Annotated in this window: 13 protein-coding genes; 4 read left to right on the top strand and 9 right to left on the bottom strand. The window is 60.6% G+C overall.

All coding sequences use genetic code 11. The annotated features are described in order from the left end of the window. Positions 1-148: 148 nt before the first annotated feature. The gene (gene glmM / locus Q0J60_RS01715) at positions 149-1,522 is read right to left on the bottom strand and encodes a phosphoglucosamine mutase (protein WP_294438470.1); all 1,374 of its coding nucleotides are present in this window, start codon (positions 1,520-1,522) and stop codon (positions 149-151) included. Positions 1,523-1,762: 240 nt separating this feature from the next. Further along, the gene (locus Q0J60_RS01710; RefSeq protein WP_294438469.1) at positions 1,763-2,728 is read right to left on the bottom strand and encodes a DMT family transporter; all 966 of its coding nucleotides are present in this window, start codon (positions 2,726-2,728) and stop codon (positions 1,763-1,765) included. Positions 2,729-2,867: 139 nt separating this feature from the next. Here Q0J60_RS01710 and Q0J60_RS01705 point away from each other — a divergent pair, with 139 nt between their 5' ends. Further along, the gene (locus Q0J60_RS01705) at positions 2,868-3,335 is read left to right on the top strand and encodes an S-ribosylhomocysteine lyase (protein ID WP_294438468.1); all 468 of its coding nucleotides are present in this window, start codon (positions 2,868-2,870) and stop codon (positions 3,333-3,335) included. A gap of 179 nt (positions 3,336-3,514) precedes the next feature. Here the strand turns inward: Q0J60_RS01705 and Q0J60_RS01700 are convergent, their stop codons facing one another. The 4 genes from Q0J60_RS01700 to Q0J60_RS01685 all read right to left on the bottom strand — a co-directional run bounded on the left by Q0J60_RS01700 (position 3,515) and on the right by Q0J60_RS01685 (position 6,262). Then, entirely contained in the window at positions 3,515-4,012 is a 498-nt protein-coding gene (locus tag Q0J60_RS01700; RefSeq protein ID WP_294438467.1) for a hypothetical protein, read from the bottom strand. A gap of 272 nt (positions 4,013-4,284) precedes the next feature. After that, complete coding sequence (gene rpsI / locus Q0J60_RS01695; protein ID WP_294438466.1) at positions 4,285-4,677, bottom strand: 30S ribosomal protein S9; 393 nt, start codon at positions 4,675-4,677, stop codon at positions 4,285-4,287. Between the two features lie 2 nt (positions 4,678-4,679). Then, positions 4,680-5,117: a 50S ribosomal protein L13 gene (gene rplM, locus Q0J60_RS01690; RefSeq protein ID WP_367178763.1), complete on the bottom strand. Its 438-nt coding sequence runs from the start codon at positions 5,115-5,117 to the stop codon at positions 4,680-4,682. Between the two features lie 317 nt (positions 5,118-5,434). Beyond that, positions 5,435-6,262 (bottom strand): nitrilase-related carbon-nitrogen hydrolase, encoded by an 828-nt coding sequence (locus Q0J60_RS01685; RefSeq protein ID WP_294438464.1) that lies wholly within the window; start codon positions 6,260-6,262, stop codon positions 5,435-5,437. A gap of 220 nt (positions 6,263-6,482) precedes the next feature. Here Q0J60_RS01685 and Q0J60_RS01680 point away from each other — a divergent pair, with 220 nt between their 5' ends. Then, positions 6,483-7,172 (top strand): AroM family protein, encoded by a 690-nt coding sequence (locus Q0J60_RS01680; RefSeq protein ID WP_294438463.1) that lies wholly within the window; start codon positions 6,483-6,485, stop codon positions 7,170-7,172. A gap of 186 nt (positions 7,173-7,358) precedes the next feature. Continuing rightward, a complete protein-coding gene (locus tag Q0J60_RS01675) occupies positions 7,359-8,318 on the top strand; it encodes a DUF1177 domain-containing protein (protein WP_294438462.1) in 960 nt (319 codons plus the stop codon). Positions 8,319-8,467: 149 nt separating this feature from the next. Here the strand turns inward: Q0J60_RS01675 and Q0J60_RS01670 are convergent, their stop codons facing one another. Further along, positions 8,468-10,126 (bottom strand): FAD-dependent oxidoreductase, encoded by a 1,659-nt coding sequence (locus tag Q0J60_RS01670; protein WP_294438461.1) that lies wholly within the window; start codon positions 10,124-10,126, stop codon positions 8,468-8,470. 352 nt (positions 10,127-10,478) lie between these two features. Between Q0J60_RS01670 and Q0J60_RS01665 the strand changes: the two genes are divergently transcribed. Continuing rightward, positions 10,479-11,918 carry a helix-turn-helix transcriptional regulator gene (locus Q0J60_RS01665; protein ID WP_294438460.1) on the top strand — a complete coding sequence of 480 codons (1,440 nt, stop codon included), beginning with the start codon at positions 10,479-10,481 and terminating at the stop codon, positions 11,916-11,918. 421 nt (positions 11,919-12,339) lie between these two features. Here Q0J60_RS01665 and argS read toward each other — a convergent pair whose 3' ends face one another. Both argS and Q0J60_RS01655 read right to left on the bottom strand, forming a co-directional pair. Further along, entirely contained in the window at positions 12,340-14,061 is a 1,722-nt protein-coding gene (gene argS / locus Q0J60_RS01660; protein WP_294438459.1) for an arginine--tRNA ligase, read from the bottom strand. 167 nt (positions 14,062-14,228) lie between these two features. Continuing rightward, on the bottom strand, positions 14,229-14,513 hold the full coding sequence (locus tag Q0J60_RS01655) for a YerC/YecD family TrpR-related protein (protein WP_294438458.1): 285 nt from the start codon (positions 14,511-14,513) through the stop codon (positions 14,229-14,231). Between the last annotated feature and the right edge of the window lie 199 nt (positions 14,514-14,712).

Raw genomic sequence — 14,712 nt, 5'->3', positions numbered from 1 at the left:
CCCGCTCTTCAAACGAGGGTCGCATGGCCGGGAGGCCCTGCCAACCATCCCAGTGTTACGAATTCGTAATTCGTAACACCATAATAATAAGGCGGTGTTACGAATTCAAGAATCGTAACACCGCCTTACTAAATTATCGACAAACGGCTTAGCAAAGCTCGCTTTCGACCACCTTGGCGATAGCCTTCGCATGGGCGTCGGCGGCCTCCTGCGTCTCGGCCTCCACCATTACGCGCACCACGGGCTCGGTGCCGCTCGTGCGCACCAGCACGCGGCCCGTATCGCCCATCTCGTCCTCGGCAGCATGCACGGAATCCCAGATGGAACCGTTGCCCTCAAGCGCATGCTTGTCTTTCACGCGCACGTTGATCAACGTCTGCGGGAACTTGGTCATCACCTTGATGGCCTCCTCGACCGGCTTGCCGCTGCGACGCACCGCCGCCAGGAACTGGCAGGCCGTCACCAGGCCGTCACCCGTGGAGTTGTACTCCAGCAGAATCATATGACCCGACTGCTCGCCGCCCACGGCGTAGCCGCCTTCGCGCATGGCCTCCAGCACGTAGCGATCGCCCACCTTGGTCTGGATGACCTCGATGCCCTCGCGCTCCATAGCGCGCACGAAGCCCAGGTTGGTCATCACGGTAGACACGGCCACATTGCCCGGCAGCGCATCGCGATGCTTGAGGTCGACCGCCAGCACCGCCTCGACGATATCGCCGTCGATCTCGGTGCCGTCGGCAGCCATCAGCATCACGCGGTCAGCGTCGCCGTCGTGCGCGATACCCACATCGGCGCCGCATTCCTTCATGAGATCGGCCAGCGGCCCCAGATGGGTGGAACCGCACCCCACGTTAATGTCGGTGCCGTCGAAGTCGTCGTTGATCACCGTGACCTCGGCGCCCAGACGACGCAGCGCCTCGGCGCTCGTCAGCGAAGACGCGCCATGGCCCGTATCAAGCGCCACATGCAGGCCCTCGAAGTCGATGCCCTGCGATTCGACGGTTTTCACCGCGTGGTCGATATAGATCTCGCAGGCGTCTTCCACCTCGATGGCAACGCCCACCTCGGGCCCCACCGGCATGGAGGCATCCTCGTCGCCCGCCTCTTTGGCGCGCGCCACCTGACCCTCAAGGCCACCGGCGTTGATGAATTCCTCGATCTCGTCCTCCACGGCGTCGGGCAGTTTATAGCCCTGCGCATCGAAGAACTTGATGCCGTTGTACTCCGGCGGATTATGCGATGCGGAAATCACGATGCCGCCATCGGCGTGCAGCTCGCGCACGAGCAGCGCCACGGCAGGTGTGGGGATGACGCCGGCCAGAAGCGCATCGCCGCCACCGCTTGTGATACCGGCCACCACGGCCGCCTCAAGCATGTCGCCGCTCTTGCGCGTATCCTTGCCCAACACGATGGTCTTGCCCATGAACGTGGCTGCCGCCTGACCCAGGCGATACGCCATCTCGCAGGTAAGCTCGGAGTTGGCGATGCCGCGCACGCCATCGGTTCCAAAAAGTCGAGCCATAGATGCTCCCATCTCCAATGCGCTCAAGCGGGTGCGCGGTCGCCTTTGCCCGTCGCTTGCGAACCAAGACCGTGTGTCAAACGCTCAAACGCATCTGACGCATCCGCCGCAGACACGCCCGTGCACGCCCGCGTTAATCCGGCCCCTGTTCATCCGCCGCTCTTCGCGCTAAGAATATGAACCCTCATATTTTATCATCGATTGCCGCTGGGGCGTTCAAGCGCCCCAAACCGCCACGCGCTACCCTTTTTTCGCCAGCAAAAACACCGTGGCCATGATGAATACGAAGCCCACGATATCAATCCACGAGAACGCCGTACCCAGCCACACGACTGCGAACAGCGTAGCGGAAACGGTCTCGACGCTGGCAATCAAACTCGCCTTGGACGCGCCAATCATGTTCACGCCCTGCAGGTAGAACGTGTACCCCACCGCCGTGCCTATGAGCACCAGGCCGCCCAAAAGCGCCAGCCATCCTGTGGCGTCGAGCGCAACCGGCACCGCCCACGCCTGCGTGCCCACGCACATGACGACGCCGCCCACAAGCATGGCGCTCCCCACCACCGGCACCGACCCGTAGCGCAGCATCAGGTTCACGGGGAGAAGCGAATACAGCGCCACGCCCAGCGCCGCGAGCAGGCCCCACGTAAGACCCGCGGGCGTCAGCACCATGGTCGCCGGGTTGCCATGCGTGGCAATAAGGAACGTGCCCACCACTACGCACGCAACGGCAGCCGCCTCACGCGGCGTAGGCAGCTTGCGCCCCCTAAAGCACGAGAACACAACGATAAGAACGGGGCCGATGTATTGGAGCACCGTCGCCGTACCCGCATTGGAATTCTCGATGGCAAGCAGATAGGCCGCCTGGCAAAACGCCAAGCCCGCCAGGGCGAACAGCACCAGGTGAGCAATATCGCGCGGACACGTCCACAGCGCGCGCAAGTCGCGGCGGAAGCGAACGGCGCACACGGCCATCAGAACCACGCCGGCGCCCAGAAGGCGCATGACCGTAGCCCAGAGCGTTTCCACCCCATATGCGCCGAACAAGAACTGGGCGCACGCCCCCGAAAAGCCCCAGCCGATGCCGCCGATGAGCGCGAACATGATGCCGCCAAGGTCGGATTTCCTTCCGCCAGCACCCTTGCTGGCCGCCCCGCCGGCACCCTTCGCAGCGCTCGTTTCTTGTATGTCCTTCGATTCAGTCATGCGGCATAGCTTAACAAATAGCGTATCATCTCACCAATGTAAAAAATGAATGCTCGCCACCGCTTCGACGCGCCATTCCGACATCGCAGCGGACGGCACACCGCTCAACTCGCAAAACGCCTCGCAAGGAAGGAACCCCATGGAACTCAAGCAGATCGCCAGCTTCCAGGTCGACCACACCAAGCTCGATCCCGGCATGTACACTTCGCGCATCGATGGCGATGTGGTCACGTACGATATTCGCATGGTCAAGCCCAACTGCGGCGAGTACCTACCCTATGCCGCCATCCACAGCTTCGAGCACCTGTTTGCCACCTATGTGCGCTCGGGCGAGCTGAGCGACCAGGTGATCTACGTTGGCCCCATGGGCTGCCGCACCGGCTTCTACTTCCTTGTGCGCGATTCCATGACGCCGGAGGTTGCTATCAAGCTGGTCAATGACATGCTGCAGTTCGTGGCGTCGTATGAGGGCCCCATCCCTGGCGCGACGGAGAAAGAATGCGGCAACTACCGCGAGCAGGACCTGGAAGGCGCCCATGCCATCGCGAACAAGATGATTCCCATCCTGCGCGATTGGACGCCCGAGAATCTGAAGTACGCTGAATAGACCTGAGGGCGGAGGGGCACGCAAAACACCCTCCGCCCCCAATCGCTTCGCTCTCTATGCGCCCCATTTCGGCTTTCCAGTTTTTATTTTACATATTTGAGAAAGCCGAGTGCTTTTGCGCGCCCCTCCGTCCCTCCCGGGCCCTCGAGCGCCTTTTCGCCCGATTGATGGCAAGTAGATTACCTTTTCATGTGCGCAGGCTTATCCTTTTGCGCAGACTTAGTACGCTTTTGAATCATCTTTTTCGCGCCCATAATTGCCCAATACGTTGCGCCGCCTAGGCAGTAGGCAAACACATCCCAGGGGTCGCTTACGCTATCGGGCACGAACAGCGGTGCCGCATATTCCCAGAAGAGACCGCAGCAGAAGATATAAGCTACCCCGATAAACGGGTTGCGTATGCGGAACCGGGGCTCAACGAGCGAAATAAGCAGGTTCGTGTACGCCATGAAGGCGAGTCCACCCAAAAAATCATTGAAGTGCCCCAGGATAATCAGTTCAACAAAAGAAAAGCCCGCCGCCGAGTCACCCTCCGCAAGCGAACCGTTCGCGGAAGCAGCGCCCAGCACGGCGGGCTTAACCAGATGCTCGTTAACGGCAAACAGCGCAAGCGCGGCCACAAACAGGCACGCGTCGAGCGCTCCGTATTTCTTTAACCGCAGAACGAGAAGATGCATAAGCCAAGGGCAATGCCCAACGCAATAATCAGAATAGACGCGCAGCACCCGCGTTCATTGCCAGCCATGAAAACCTCCCCTTAGTTGGAGCAGCAACCAATCGTTGTCTGTCAGTATATCGCAGCTTACGGCAGCGCCCTCCATTCGTAGCGCAACCGTCACCACCGCCGATAAGCCAGAGCCAAGCTTGCCCTAAGCGTAGCGATGGGCAAACGAAAAGAGGCCCACCGAAGTGGACCTCTCCATTGCAAAAAGTCTTCTCGACCTGCAGCCTAGCGCTTGCTGAACTGCGGACGACGACGGGCCTTCTTCAGACCGTACTTCTTGCGCTCGACCATACGAGCGTCGCGGGTCAGGAAGCCAGCCTTCTTCAGCTCGGGGCGATACTCGCCAGCCTGGAGCAGAGCGCGGCTGATGCCGTGGCGCAGAGCGCCAGCCTGACCGGAAACACCGCCGCCATTCAGGCGAGCGATGACGTCGAAGGCACCCACGGTGTCAGTGACCTTGAAGGGGGCGGAGGCGTAGTTCACCAGCGCCTCGCGGCCGAAGTACTCGTTGCCGTCACGGCCGTTGACGGTGATCTTGCCGGTGCCGGGAACCAGACGCACGCGGGCGATGGCGTTCTTGCGGCGGCCGGTGCCGTAGTAAACAGCTTCGTTAGCCATGATTACATCTCCTCAATCTTGAGCTCGCGGGGCTTCTGGGCGGCATGCGGGTGGTTGGGGCCCACATACACCTTCAGCTTCATACCCTGCTTGCGGCCGAGGGTGTTCTTCGGCAGCATGCCCTTGACGGCGTGCTCGATCACGCGCTCGGGATGCTTCTGCATGGCCTCGGTGAAGGTCTCCTGCTTCAGTCCGCCGGGGAATCCGGAGTGACGGGAGTACACCTTGTTCTGAGCCTTGGTGCCCGTAACGCGGATCTTGTCGGCGTTGACGATGATGACGAAGTCACCGGTGTCAACATGGGGAGTGTACTGGGGCTTGTGCTTGCCCTTCAGAATCTGGGCGGCCTTAGCGGCAACGCGACCCAGAACCTGGTCGGTGGCGTCGATGACGAACCACTCGCGCTCAACCTCATTCGGTTTTGCGTAATACGTCTTCACTGTGTCCTCCATACGGTTGGATGTTCAAGTCAAAAGTGCTGCCTCCAAAGCCGTTCGGTTTCCTACGCCGAACCGACATTCCGGGCCTGGACTCCCTTCCTGCCGTGCTTGGTGCGTGCAGCGTTTACGGGGCTTTTGAAGCGAACTTTTGCAGTATATAAAGGGCATTTAAGCCAGTCAATAAAGAATTTATGAAAATTCACACTGTTTTCGCCCTCTGACATGCGGTTTCTTTTTGATACCTAGCAAGCATGAAGAAGCCCGGCCTGCATGTGGCGCAGACCGGGCTTTCCTACTTATGTTAAGAGCAGCGTCTCTTACCAGTACATAACCTCGTCGTAGGTGTCGGGGCGACGGTCGCGCAGGTAGGGGCTGCTCATGCGGTTCTTGCGCACCTCGTCGAAGTCGATGTCGGCGTACAGGATGGCTTCGGCCTCTTCCTCCACGTAGGCGATGCGATGCCCGCGCGGCTCGCACACCATCGAGTGGCCCGGCATGTACAAGTCCTCGCCCTCGCGGCCGAAGCGGTTGACCGCCGCCACGAAGCACGTGTTCTCGAGCGCACGGCACGGCACGTTGGTGTGCCAGATATCCATATCCTCCACGCACCACGCGCTCGGGCACAGGATGAGCTCAGCACCGCGCAGCGCCAGGATGCGTGCGGCCTCCGGGAATCCCAGGTCGTAGCAGATTATGATACCCACCTTGCCGAATTCCGTCTCGAACACCGGGAACTCATCGCCGCTGCGGAAGTAGAAGCGCTCGAGCGCCCACAGATGCACCTTGTCGAAAGACCCCTGCACCTCGCCCGTGCGATCGATGAACACGGCGCTGTTGAACGGCACGCCCACCAGGCCGTGCAGCATCGCGATGCCGGCCACCACGTAGCAGTTGTTCTCGCGCGCGGCGACAGAAAGAGCCTCGATGGTGGATTCGTCCATAGCCGCATATTCGGTCATCTTCGGTCCAACAGTATCTAAATGATACCCAGTGCTAAAAAGTTCCGGGAACACGACCATGTCGGCGCCATTGCTCGCAGCCTCAGCGATCTGGCCTACCGCCTTGGCCACGTTGCCCTCGACATCGCCCAACACGCCCTCGAACTGAACCAGCGCGATACGCATCTTCTTCGTCGAATCTTCCATTGCGGCCCCCTTCGTTTTGCCCGCCTTTACTAAGGCCCTTATCACATGCCACCATGCTATCATGCGGATACGTGCGCAGATATATCAAACGAGAATTGAGACGAATTTGGCAGGATATGATGCAGGCAACGCCAAGCCCCTCACCTCGGGCGAAGACGCCGTACCGCAGAAGCCCCATATCCGCCATCTGCCAAAACAAATCGTCGAGGAGGACGACCGGATGCCAGCGAACCAACCGAAACCCATCATCGGAGCCGTCACCATCGGACAGGCGCCCCGCACCGACGTCACGCCCGACGTGCTGCCCCTGCTTGGCAATTCCTTCGAACTGATTCAGGCCGGCGCGCTCGACAGCGTGACCGATTTCGAGTCCATCGCGCCTGAACCCGGAGACTATGTCCTGGTTTCACGCCTGCGCGACGGACGCAGCGTCCCCATGGCCGAGCGTAAAATCATCCCGCACGTCCAACAGGCAATCGCGCGCCTCGAGGAACAAGGCGCCTCGAGCATCATGATGTGGTGCACGGGCGAATTCCCCATGCCGCTGCGCGCGAACGTCCCCGTGCTCTACCCCTCACGCCTCCTCTCGCGCACCGTAAGCGCCATCGCCCCGCGTCGCTTGGCCGTCGTGATTCCCGATGCATCCCAAATCGAACAGACGCGCGCCCAATGGCTCCATTCCGTTGATGACGTGTGCGTGTACGCGGCCAACCCCTACGACGAGCACGACTCCCTTGCCGCAGCCCTTGACCGTACGGCCGATGCGGCGCGCGAATTACAGGCCGACCTGGCCGTACTCGACTGCATCGGATTCTCGTTGGAGGGAAAGCGGCGATTCCGCGAAAGGTCGGGCATTCCCACGATTCTTCCGCGCACCCTTCTTGCGCGCGTCGTGCAGGAGCTCGCCTAGCCATGCCCAGCCGAAGCGCGTCCGGGGCACCTCCCGCATGTTGCATCTTCCAAGACATTGCGTCTTCGGTCTATCGCACCGCCTTTCTTCGCCGTACAATGGGCGCGGTATCCTTCGCCTGCGCTTTGCGGTTCCCATACCGCCGCTATCCAGACGACGCGCAGGCATGAGCACTAGGAGGCGGGCATGCTCTTCAAACATCTGATCGACCTGTACGAAATCCTCGACGCTCCCGATGCGTCGGGCGAGAAGGTGGCGGCGCATCTGCGCTCCATCGACCCCGAATGCGACGTGGAAACATATCCCATCGAGGGTTTTGCGGGAACCACCGACATGGTGCGCGTGCGCATCCCCGGCTCGCACGGCAAGGCATCCGGCGGAGACGCCCCCACCATCGGCCTTCTGGGTCGTCTGGGCGGCCTGGGAGCACGCCCTGAGCGCATCGGCTTCGTGTCCGACGGCGACGGCGCGCTCACCGCGCTCGCCATCGCGGCCAAGCTCATCGACATGCACAAGAAGGGCGACGTCCTCGACGGTGACGTGTTCATCTCCACCCATGTGTGCCCCGATTCGCCCACCAGCCCGCACGAGCCCGTGCCGTTCATGGGCTCGCCCGTAAGCACGGCGGACATTAATAAGCAGGAAGTGACCGACGACCTGGACGCCATCTTGGTCGTTGACACCACCAAGGGCAATCGCATCATCAATACGCGCAGCTTCGCCATCAGCCCCACTGTCAAGCAGGGCGTGGTGCTGAACACGAGCGAAGACCTGCTTGACCTCATGCAGATTGCCACCGGCCGTGCACCGCAGGTGTTCGCCATTTCCACGATGGACATCACGCCTTACGGTAACGGCCTGTACCATCTCAACAGCATCATGCAGCCGTGCACCTGCACCGATGCCCCCGTGGTGGGCGTGGCCATCGCCACCGAAACGCCCGTGCCGGGATGCGCGACCGGGGCCACCCGCCTGCCCGACCTCGACGAGGCCGGCACGTTCATGATCGAGGTGGCCAAGGCATACGGCCGCGGCCAGGTAAGCTTCTACAACCAGGCCGATTACGACCTGTTCGTTGCTCGCTACGGCGATATGTCCCGCCTCCAGGGCATGGGCAACCTCCCCGCCACCGATCCCAACGATTAAACCGCCAGCCCGACGGCTCAATCGTCCGAAAACACCCCGCTACGCAACGAGGCTCCAGCACATACGGGAGCCTCGTTTTTTCGAAAGGGGCAAGCCTTAAGGGGAGGGAGGTGCGGCTTGCCCCGCTTCGGCAGAACGGCGGAACTGCTTTACGCCTGAGCCAGGTCGCGACCCAGCAGGTAGCCGTAGGTGATGCAGCGGCCGTGGCTGTTGCCGGCGACGTTGATCGGGTAGTCAACCGCGGTGATGTCGCCCATGCAGTTGCCCAGGGCATACAGGCCCTCAATCGGCTCGCCGTCGGCGTTCAGGCACTGGAAGTCGATGTTGACCTTCAGGCCGCCGGTGATGCTCAGAATGGCGGGGCCAACCTTCAGCGCATAGAAGGGGCCTTCCTTGACGGGGGTCAGGAACACGGGCTTCTTGTAGTAGTCGGTGTCCTCGCCCTTCTCGCACAGCTCGTTGTAGCGGTCGACCGTCGCCTGCAGGGTCGCAGGATCGCAGCCGATGCTCTCGGCCAGCTCTTCGAGCGTGTCGCACTCGTACGCGTTGCCGGCCTCGATGTAGGTCGGGATCTGGGTCTCGAAGTACTCGGGAGCAAGCTCGAGGTCGCTGCCGTACGGACGGAAGCTATCCCAGAACATGCCGCCGCCGTAAGGCAGGCCGTTCACCAGGTCGGTCTTCAAGTTGGCGTCGAAGATGGACCACGCCTGGCCGTTGGGCTGACGGTTGATGGCCAGCGACTTGCCCTGTACCCAGGTGTCCTCGCACATGAAGCGCTCGCCGTTGTCGTTCACGAACAGGAAGGGTCCGTGGAACCAGCAGAACGCCTGCGGGTGCATCATCGTGGGCAGCGGCAAATCCTGCAGCTGGGCGCCTGCCCACATGCCCATCTTGTGGCCGTCGCCGGTGTTCACGCCCATCGGGGTGTACTGGCTGCGCGGCTGGCCGTACTCGACGCAGATGGGAGCGTAGGCCTTGCACATCTCGATGTCGCCGCTGATGTCACCGGTGCACAGCACCACGCCCTTGGCGGCGTTGTACTGCACGTAGCCGTCGGCGGTCTCGCAGATGCAGCCGGTCACCTTGCCGGAGTCATCCTGCACCAGCTGGACGGCGGGAGAATCAAACACGAACTCCGCGCCGGCGGCAACGGCGTCGTTGTAGCACAGTTCAGCGCCCGCAAAGCCCGTGGAGGTCAGACCGGCATCCTCGGGAATGATGAGCATGTGGTAGCCGGGCTGCTCAGCGTACACGTCGTCATGGCTGTAGAACGCGCCCACCATAGCAGAGCCGCCGATGGCCTCGCACTTGTCGAGCAGCCAGTTGGAGGCTTCCTCGGAGTTGTTCATGAACTTGACCAGCAGGTCCTCGTTGATACGGCTGGCGCACTGAGCGATCCAGTGCTGCTTGGCGTTCACCTTGTCAACCTTGATGTCCAACTCGTCCATGTAGCGGGAGTTGATGGCGCCGAATCCGCCGCCACGGCCGTTCCAGCTGCTGGTCTTCTCGACGACCGTCACCTTGCCGCCGTTCTCAGCCGCGGAGCATGCGCACGCGCAGCCGGCAAGGCCTGCACCGATCACCAGGATGTCGGTGTCGACCGTGTTGGCGATGTCGGTGATGGGCTCGGGCTTGACCTCCCAGGAGTACTGGGTGGACTGGCCGGACTCGGCGGAAGCAGCGTCGCTGCCGCCCTCGGTCGAGGTGGATGCCGCAGGGCTGCAGCCCGCGATGCCCAAGCTCGCCGCCGCGGCGCCCGCCAAAGCGGCACCGGTCAGGAAATTACGCCTGGAGATTCCCTTTTCCATGTTCCCTCCTCTTGGTTCTTGCGGGGATTACCTTGCCCCGCGCAAAACAGTATGCGCACACGTGCGCGATTTGACGCATCGGGCTTCCCTTGCCCAATGAGCCGCCGCAGCTACCCTTTTCGCTGCAACGATGTAGACTTTACCGAAGAATAAAGGCTCGATTCAATCGGCAGAACGGTTCATTTTGCCTATGGGCCGTTATGGCCCATATCTTCTGACCTGGTGCTATCGTGATTTCCTCATTCTTTTTACGATTAAGACGATAAACCCCCGGCCCTCTGGACTAAACCTTGCTCTTGACGCGTTTCCTCCCCCGGGGATGCGCTATCCTATGGCGCTAGGAGGGGAATCAATGGAAACATCCAAAACGCGCATCGCGCGCCATCATCTCATCGGCCTCGGCTTCTGGCAGGCATGGCAAATGGTTGTCCTTTGCACCGAAGTCATCGTCACGCCCGAAGCGGATCAGCAAGGTCTCACGCTTGCCATCATTCTCGCCACCACCGTTGGCTATCTCGTGATCATGGCAGCATCTCGCTTCACGGACCTCGTCCTGAAAAGCAGAGCGGCTATCCCGATGGCGGCCGCTTCTATGTCCGGCGGTACGTTCATCCTTATGCTGGCGTCGGCGATTCCCGACCCTTCGCTTTCCATAGTGGCGCTTGCCGTGGCGCTCATCGCCGTATCGTACGGCAATGCGGCTCTGCTCTTCATGTGGGGAGAACTCTGGTCCACGCTGGCGACCGGTCGTGTCGGACGCCATCTCTACCTTTCCTACGCGTTCGCGTTCATCCCGTTCTTCCTGTGCTACTTCCTGCCCTACCCCGCAGGCGGCGTCCTATGTTGCCTGTTCCCCATCGCCTCATGCGTCATCCTTGTCTCATGCGCCAGCGAGCCGCGCCGCAAACCTTCGAGCACACCATTCGCACTCGACCGAACGCTTGCCGCCAAGGCGATATGCTTCATCATCCTGCTAAGCATCATCTGGGGAAGCACCCAGCATATCGTTCCTCAGCTTTTCTCCTCGAACGAAACCTCTGAGTTCATAGCGCTCAGTATGCTCGTGGCAGGCGTCGCCCTGGGCGCATTTGCGCTCAGCCTGATGCTCTCCTCCCCCGAAAGCGAAACCGCCGCGCTTTATCGCCCTATCGTGCCCTGCATGGCGATAGGCATGACGACGTTTTTCTTATTCCCAGGTTCTTGGTCGTTCATAGGAAACGGATTACTCACCATCGGCATCTATTGCCTGGATATGCTCATCATGCTCGCATCGACCGACATCGCGTTCCGGGCGCGCATCGCATCGCCCCTAGCGTTCGGCATCGCGTTGGTTTCGTCCAGAATAGGCACGTTCCTCGGCTCGTTCGCCGTCTACATGCTGCCCCTCCCCCTTGTCGAAGCCGCGCCCTTCGATCGCACGTTCATCACAGTCGCAATGCTGAGCCTTGCGATACTGGTCATCGCAGGCATGATCGTGTTCACGCAGGCCGACCTTCAAAGCCTCTACGTAAGCCCTTACTCCCCCGAAGCGAGCGAGCCGCCCGCGCACGACACGTCGACGACAACGCAACGCTGCCAGATCGTCGCCGAAGCAGCCGGCCTCACCGCCCGCGAAACCGAAGTCCTCGAACTCCTCGTACGCGGACGCACCGTCCAAGGCCTGTGCGAAGAGCTCTCAATCGCGCAAGGCACCGCCAAACACCACGTGAGCAACATCTACCGCAAACTTGGCGTAGGCGACCGCCGCAGCGTTTTCGACATCGTGGAGCGAGCCAAGCCCTCAAACGAATAAAAAAGGCACCCGAAGGTGCCTAAAATCACCCAACGCCGCACCCTCGCGGGCAAGCGAAACCGACGCCCGCCGTGCGAGCCGCGAATAAAAAAGCTCGAGACGCTTGCTATTGTCTCGAGCTTTTCCATTGCTATAAACCACGGGCGAGCCGAAGGCGATGCCCATCGCGCGAAGCGCGAACCAACCATCGAGACACTTGGCAATGCCTCAAGCCCCACCGTCCCCACGAACCGCGGGCGAGCGAAAGCGATGCCCGCCATGTGGGCAACAAAGCCCCGATTGGCCGGTTTCCCATGCGCCCTGGAGCAGTAAACACGCCAGTGGCGTGTTTAGTCCCTGACTTCTGCGCGCGAGAGCGCGCCGGGGTTCAAGGGGGAGGGGGAAGGGGACACATCCCCTTCCCCCTCCCCCTTGGAAAGACTTACATGCGCTGCGGAGCAGAAATCCCCAGAATACCCAGCGTCGTCGCCATGACGATACGCGTGGCATCGCACAAAGCCAAACGAGCCTGCTTGAGCTCGGCGGTCTCGGCCTTGAGCACCGGGCAGTTCGTATAGAACTGATGGAACAGGCTTGCGAGCTCCTGGGCATAATGCGTCAGGCGGAACGGCGCACGGTCGCGCGCAGCAAGCGCGACCAGATCGCCGAATTCGCTCATCTTGCGCATCAGGGCGAACTCAGAGGGATCGGTAAGCACGCTCAGGTCGACATCGGCGGGGATGCACTCGGCGGCCACGGCGTCCATGTCGAGGTTCTCCTCGTCAGAACGGCCGGCCTCATCGCGCAGCATCTTGCAGATGCGCGCATGAGCATACTGATCGTAATACACCGGGTTGGAAGCATCCTGCTTCTTAGCCTCTTCGATATCGAAATCGATGGGCTGCTCGGTGGAGCGGCTCAGCATGTAATAGCGCGTCGCGTCGATGCCCACCTCGTCGATAAGTTCCTCGAACGTCACCATCTCGCCGGTGCGCTTGGACATGCGGACGGGCTTGCCGTTGCGGAACAGGTTGACCAGCTGGCCAAGAACAACCTCGAGGGCTCCAGGGTAACCCATAGCCGACAGCACGGCGGCAACGCGCGCGATGTAGCCATGGTGGTCAGCGCCCCAGATATCGATCAGAATATCGAAGCCGCGAAGTTTCTTCATGTAGTGGTAAGCAACGTCAGACGCGAAATACGTATAGGCGCCGTCGGCCTTGCGAATCACGCGATCCTTCTCATCGCCGTACTGCGACGAACGGAACCACACCGCATCGTCCTTCTCGTACAAATCGCCCTTGGCGCGCAGCTCGTCCATGCAGAACTCAAACGGGCTCTTGCCGTCGAACTCGTCGGAAGGTAGGTACATCTCGCGTTCGGACTGCCAACGCTCAAAATGGTTGCCAAAACGCGTCGTGATGTCGCGGAAGATGTTCATGATATAGGCGTAGCCGAATTCACGGAACTCAATCATGCGCTCATGCTCATCAGCGTTGAGCCACTTGTCGCCGTCGCGATCGATAATCGCCTTGGCGATATCATTGACGTACAGACCATGGTAGCCGCCCTCGGGAACCTCGGCGTCCTGACCAAGCTGCTGCAGGTAGCGAGCAGCAATGGAGTAGCCGAACTTGTCCATCTGTACGCCATGGTCGTTGACGTAGAACTCCTCGAACACGTCGTAACCCGCATGGCGCATCAGGTTCGCCATGGCAGAACCAAGCGCCGCCCAACGGCCATGACCCAAATGCATGGGGCCCGTGGGGTTGGCAGAAATGTATTCGATGTTCACCTTGACGGGGCCATCGGCGAGCGTGCCCTTGCCGTAATCGCCCTTCTGAGTGCGCACGGTGTTGATTACGTTTTGGAGGGCATCATTCTTCAGGTAGAAATTGATGAAGCCAGGACCGGCAACCTCGACCTTTTCCACGAAATCGCACGCAGGAAGCGCGGAAACGATGGCCTGTGCGATATCGCGGGGGTTCTTCTTGGCAGCCTTGGCGCATCGCATTGCAACCGTGCAGGCCCAATCGCCATGACCCTCGTCACGAGGACGCTCCAGCGTGATTTCGGGCTTCTGGTCCAAAGCAAAAGCACCGGTTTCCAATGCGGCGTCAAGCGCCTCCCCAATTAGCTCAGCCAGTTTCTCGCGAGATTGCATAGTTCCTTCCTTTACATATAGAGGCATGCGGCCTGAAAAAACTCAATGCGGGCAAGTATATCACGCCTCGTGAAGGCGCTTAGAAGCAAGAGAAAAGAGCGGCGAAAATGCCGCTCTTTTGAAAGTACGACCGAAGCGGAATCACAAGCCGTAAAGCTTGAAGAGAATTACTTCTCAAGAACATCCAACGCGTGACGGTAGCCACCGCTTCCATAGTTTAGCGCCTTGGATACGCGAGCAATAGTGGTAGCAGAAGCGCCAGTGGCTTCAGCGATGGCGGTATAAGGCTTGCCCTCGTCAAGCAGACGGGCGACAGACAAACGCTGCGAGGTCTCTTTGATTTCACGAATAGTGAAAAGGTCTTCGAAAAGAGCGTACAGAACGTCTTTATCGGTAATCGAAGAAAGTACATCAAGCAAGTCTTCGACCTCTGGCGTACGCAGATTGCTCATAATCACCCGCTTTCACTAAGGACAGACCACTATTGTACTCCACTTTGATGGAGTATGCAGACGAGAAAAAGGGCCGCCCGAAGGCGGCCCCTGCGCCCCCCGTCGGGGAGCGCCCCTCGCGAGCGCGGCGCCCTTATCTCCCGGGGCCTGGCGCCCCAGTACATCCGGCGATGGCGGGCTTAACTGCCGAGTTCGGAAT

The organism is uncultured Slackia sp. (genome assembly GCF_944321625.1).
GTDB lineage: Bacteria > Actinomycetota > Coriobacteriia > Coriobacteriales > Eggerthellaceae > Slackia.
Note: the sequence above shows the minus strand (reverse complement) of the source record. Positions and strands in the feature narration are given on the sequence as shown.

Coding starts and splice junctions, on each gene's coding strand:
- glmM (WP_294438470.1), bottom strand. CDS start 1,522: ATGGCTCGACTTTTTGGAACCGATGGCGTGCGCGGCATCGCCAACTCC.
- Q0J60_RS01710 (WP_294438469.1), bottom strand. CDS start 2,728: ATGACTGAATCGAAGGACATACAAGAAACGAGCGCTGCGAAGGGTGCC.
- Q0J60_RS01705 (WP_294438468.1), top strand. CDS start 2,868: ATGGAACTCAAGCAGATCGCCAGCTTCCAGGTCGACCACACCAAGCTC.
- Q0J60_RS01700 (WP_294438467.1), bottom strand. CDS start 4,012: ATGCATCTTCTCGTTCTGCGGTTAAAGAAATACGGAGCGCTCGACGCG.
- rpsI (WP_294438466.1), bottom strand. CDS start 4,677: ATGGCTAACGAAGCTGTTTACTACGGCACCGGCCGCCGCAAGAACGCC.
- Q0J60_RS01685 (WP_294438464.1), bottom strand. CDS start 6,262: ATGGAAGATTCGACGAAGAAGATGCGTATCGCGCTGGTTCAGTTCGAG.
- Q0J60_RS01680 (WP_294438463.1), top strand. CDS start 6,483: ATGCCAGCGAACCAACCGAAACCCATCATCGGAGCCGTCACCATCGGA.
- Q0J60_RS01675 (WP_294438462.1), top strand. CDS start 7,359: ATGCTCTTCAAACATCTGATCGACCTGTACGAAATCCTCGACGCTCCC.
- Q0J60_RS01670 (WP_294438461.1), bottom strand. CDS start 10,126: ATGGAAAAGGGAATCTCCAGGCGTAATTTCCTGACCGGTGCCGCTTTG.
- Q0J60_RS01665 (WP_294438460.1), top strand. CDS start 10,479: ATGGAAACATCCAAAACGCGCATCGCGCGCCATCATCTCATCGGCCTC.
- argS (WP_294438459.1), bottom strand. CDS start 14,061: ATGCAATCTCGCGAGAAACTGGCTGAGCTAATTGGGGAGGCGCTTGAC.
- Q0J60_RS01655 (WP_294438458.1), bottom strand. CDS start 14,513: ATGAGCAATCTGCGTACGCCAGAGGTCGAAGACTTGCTTGATGTACTT.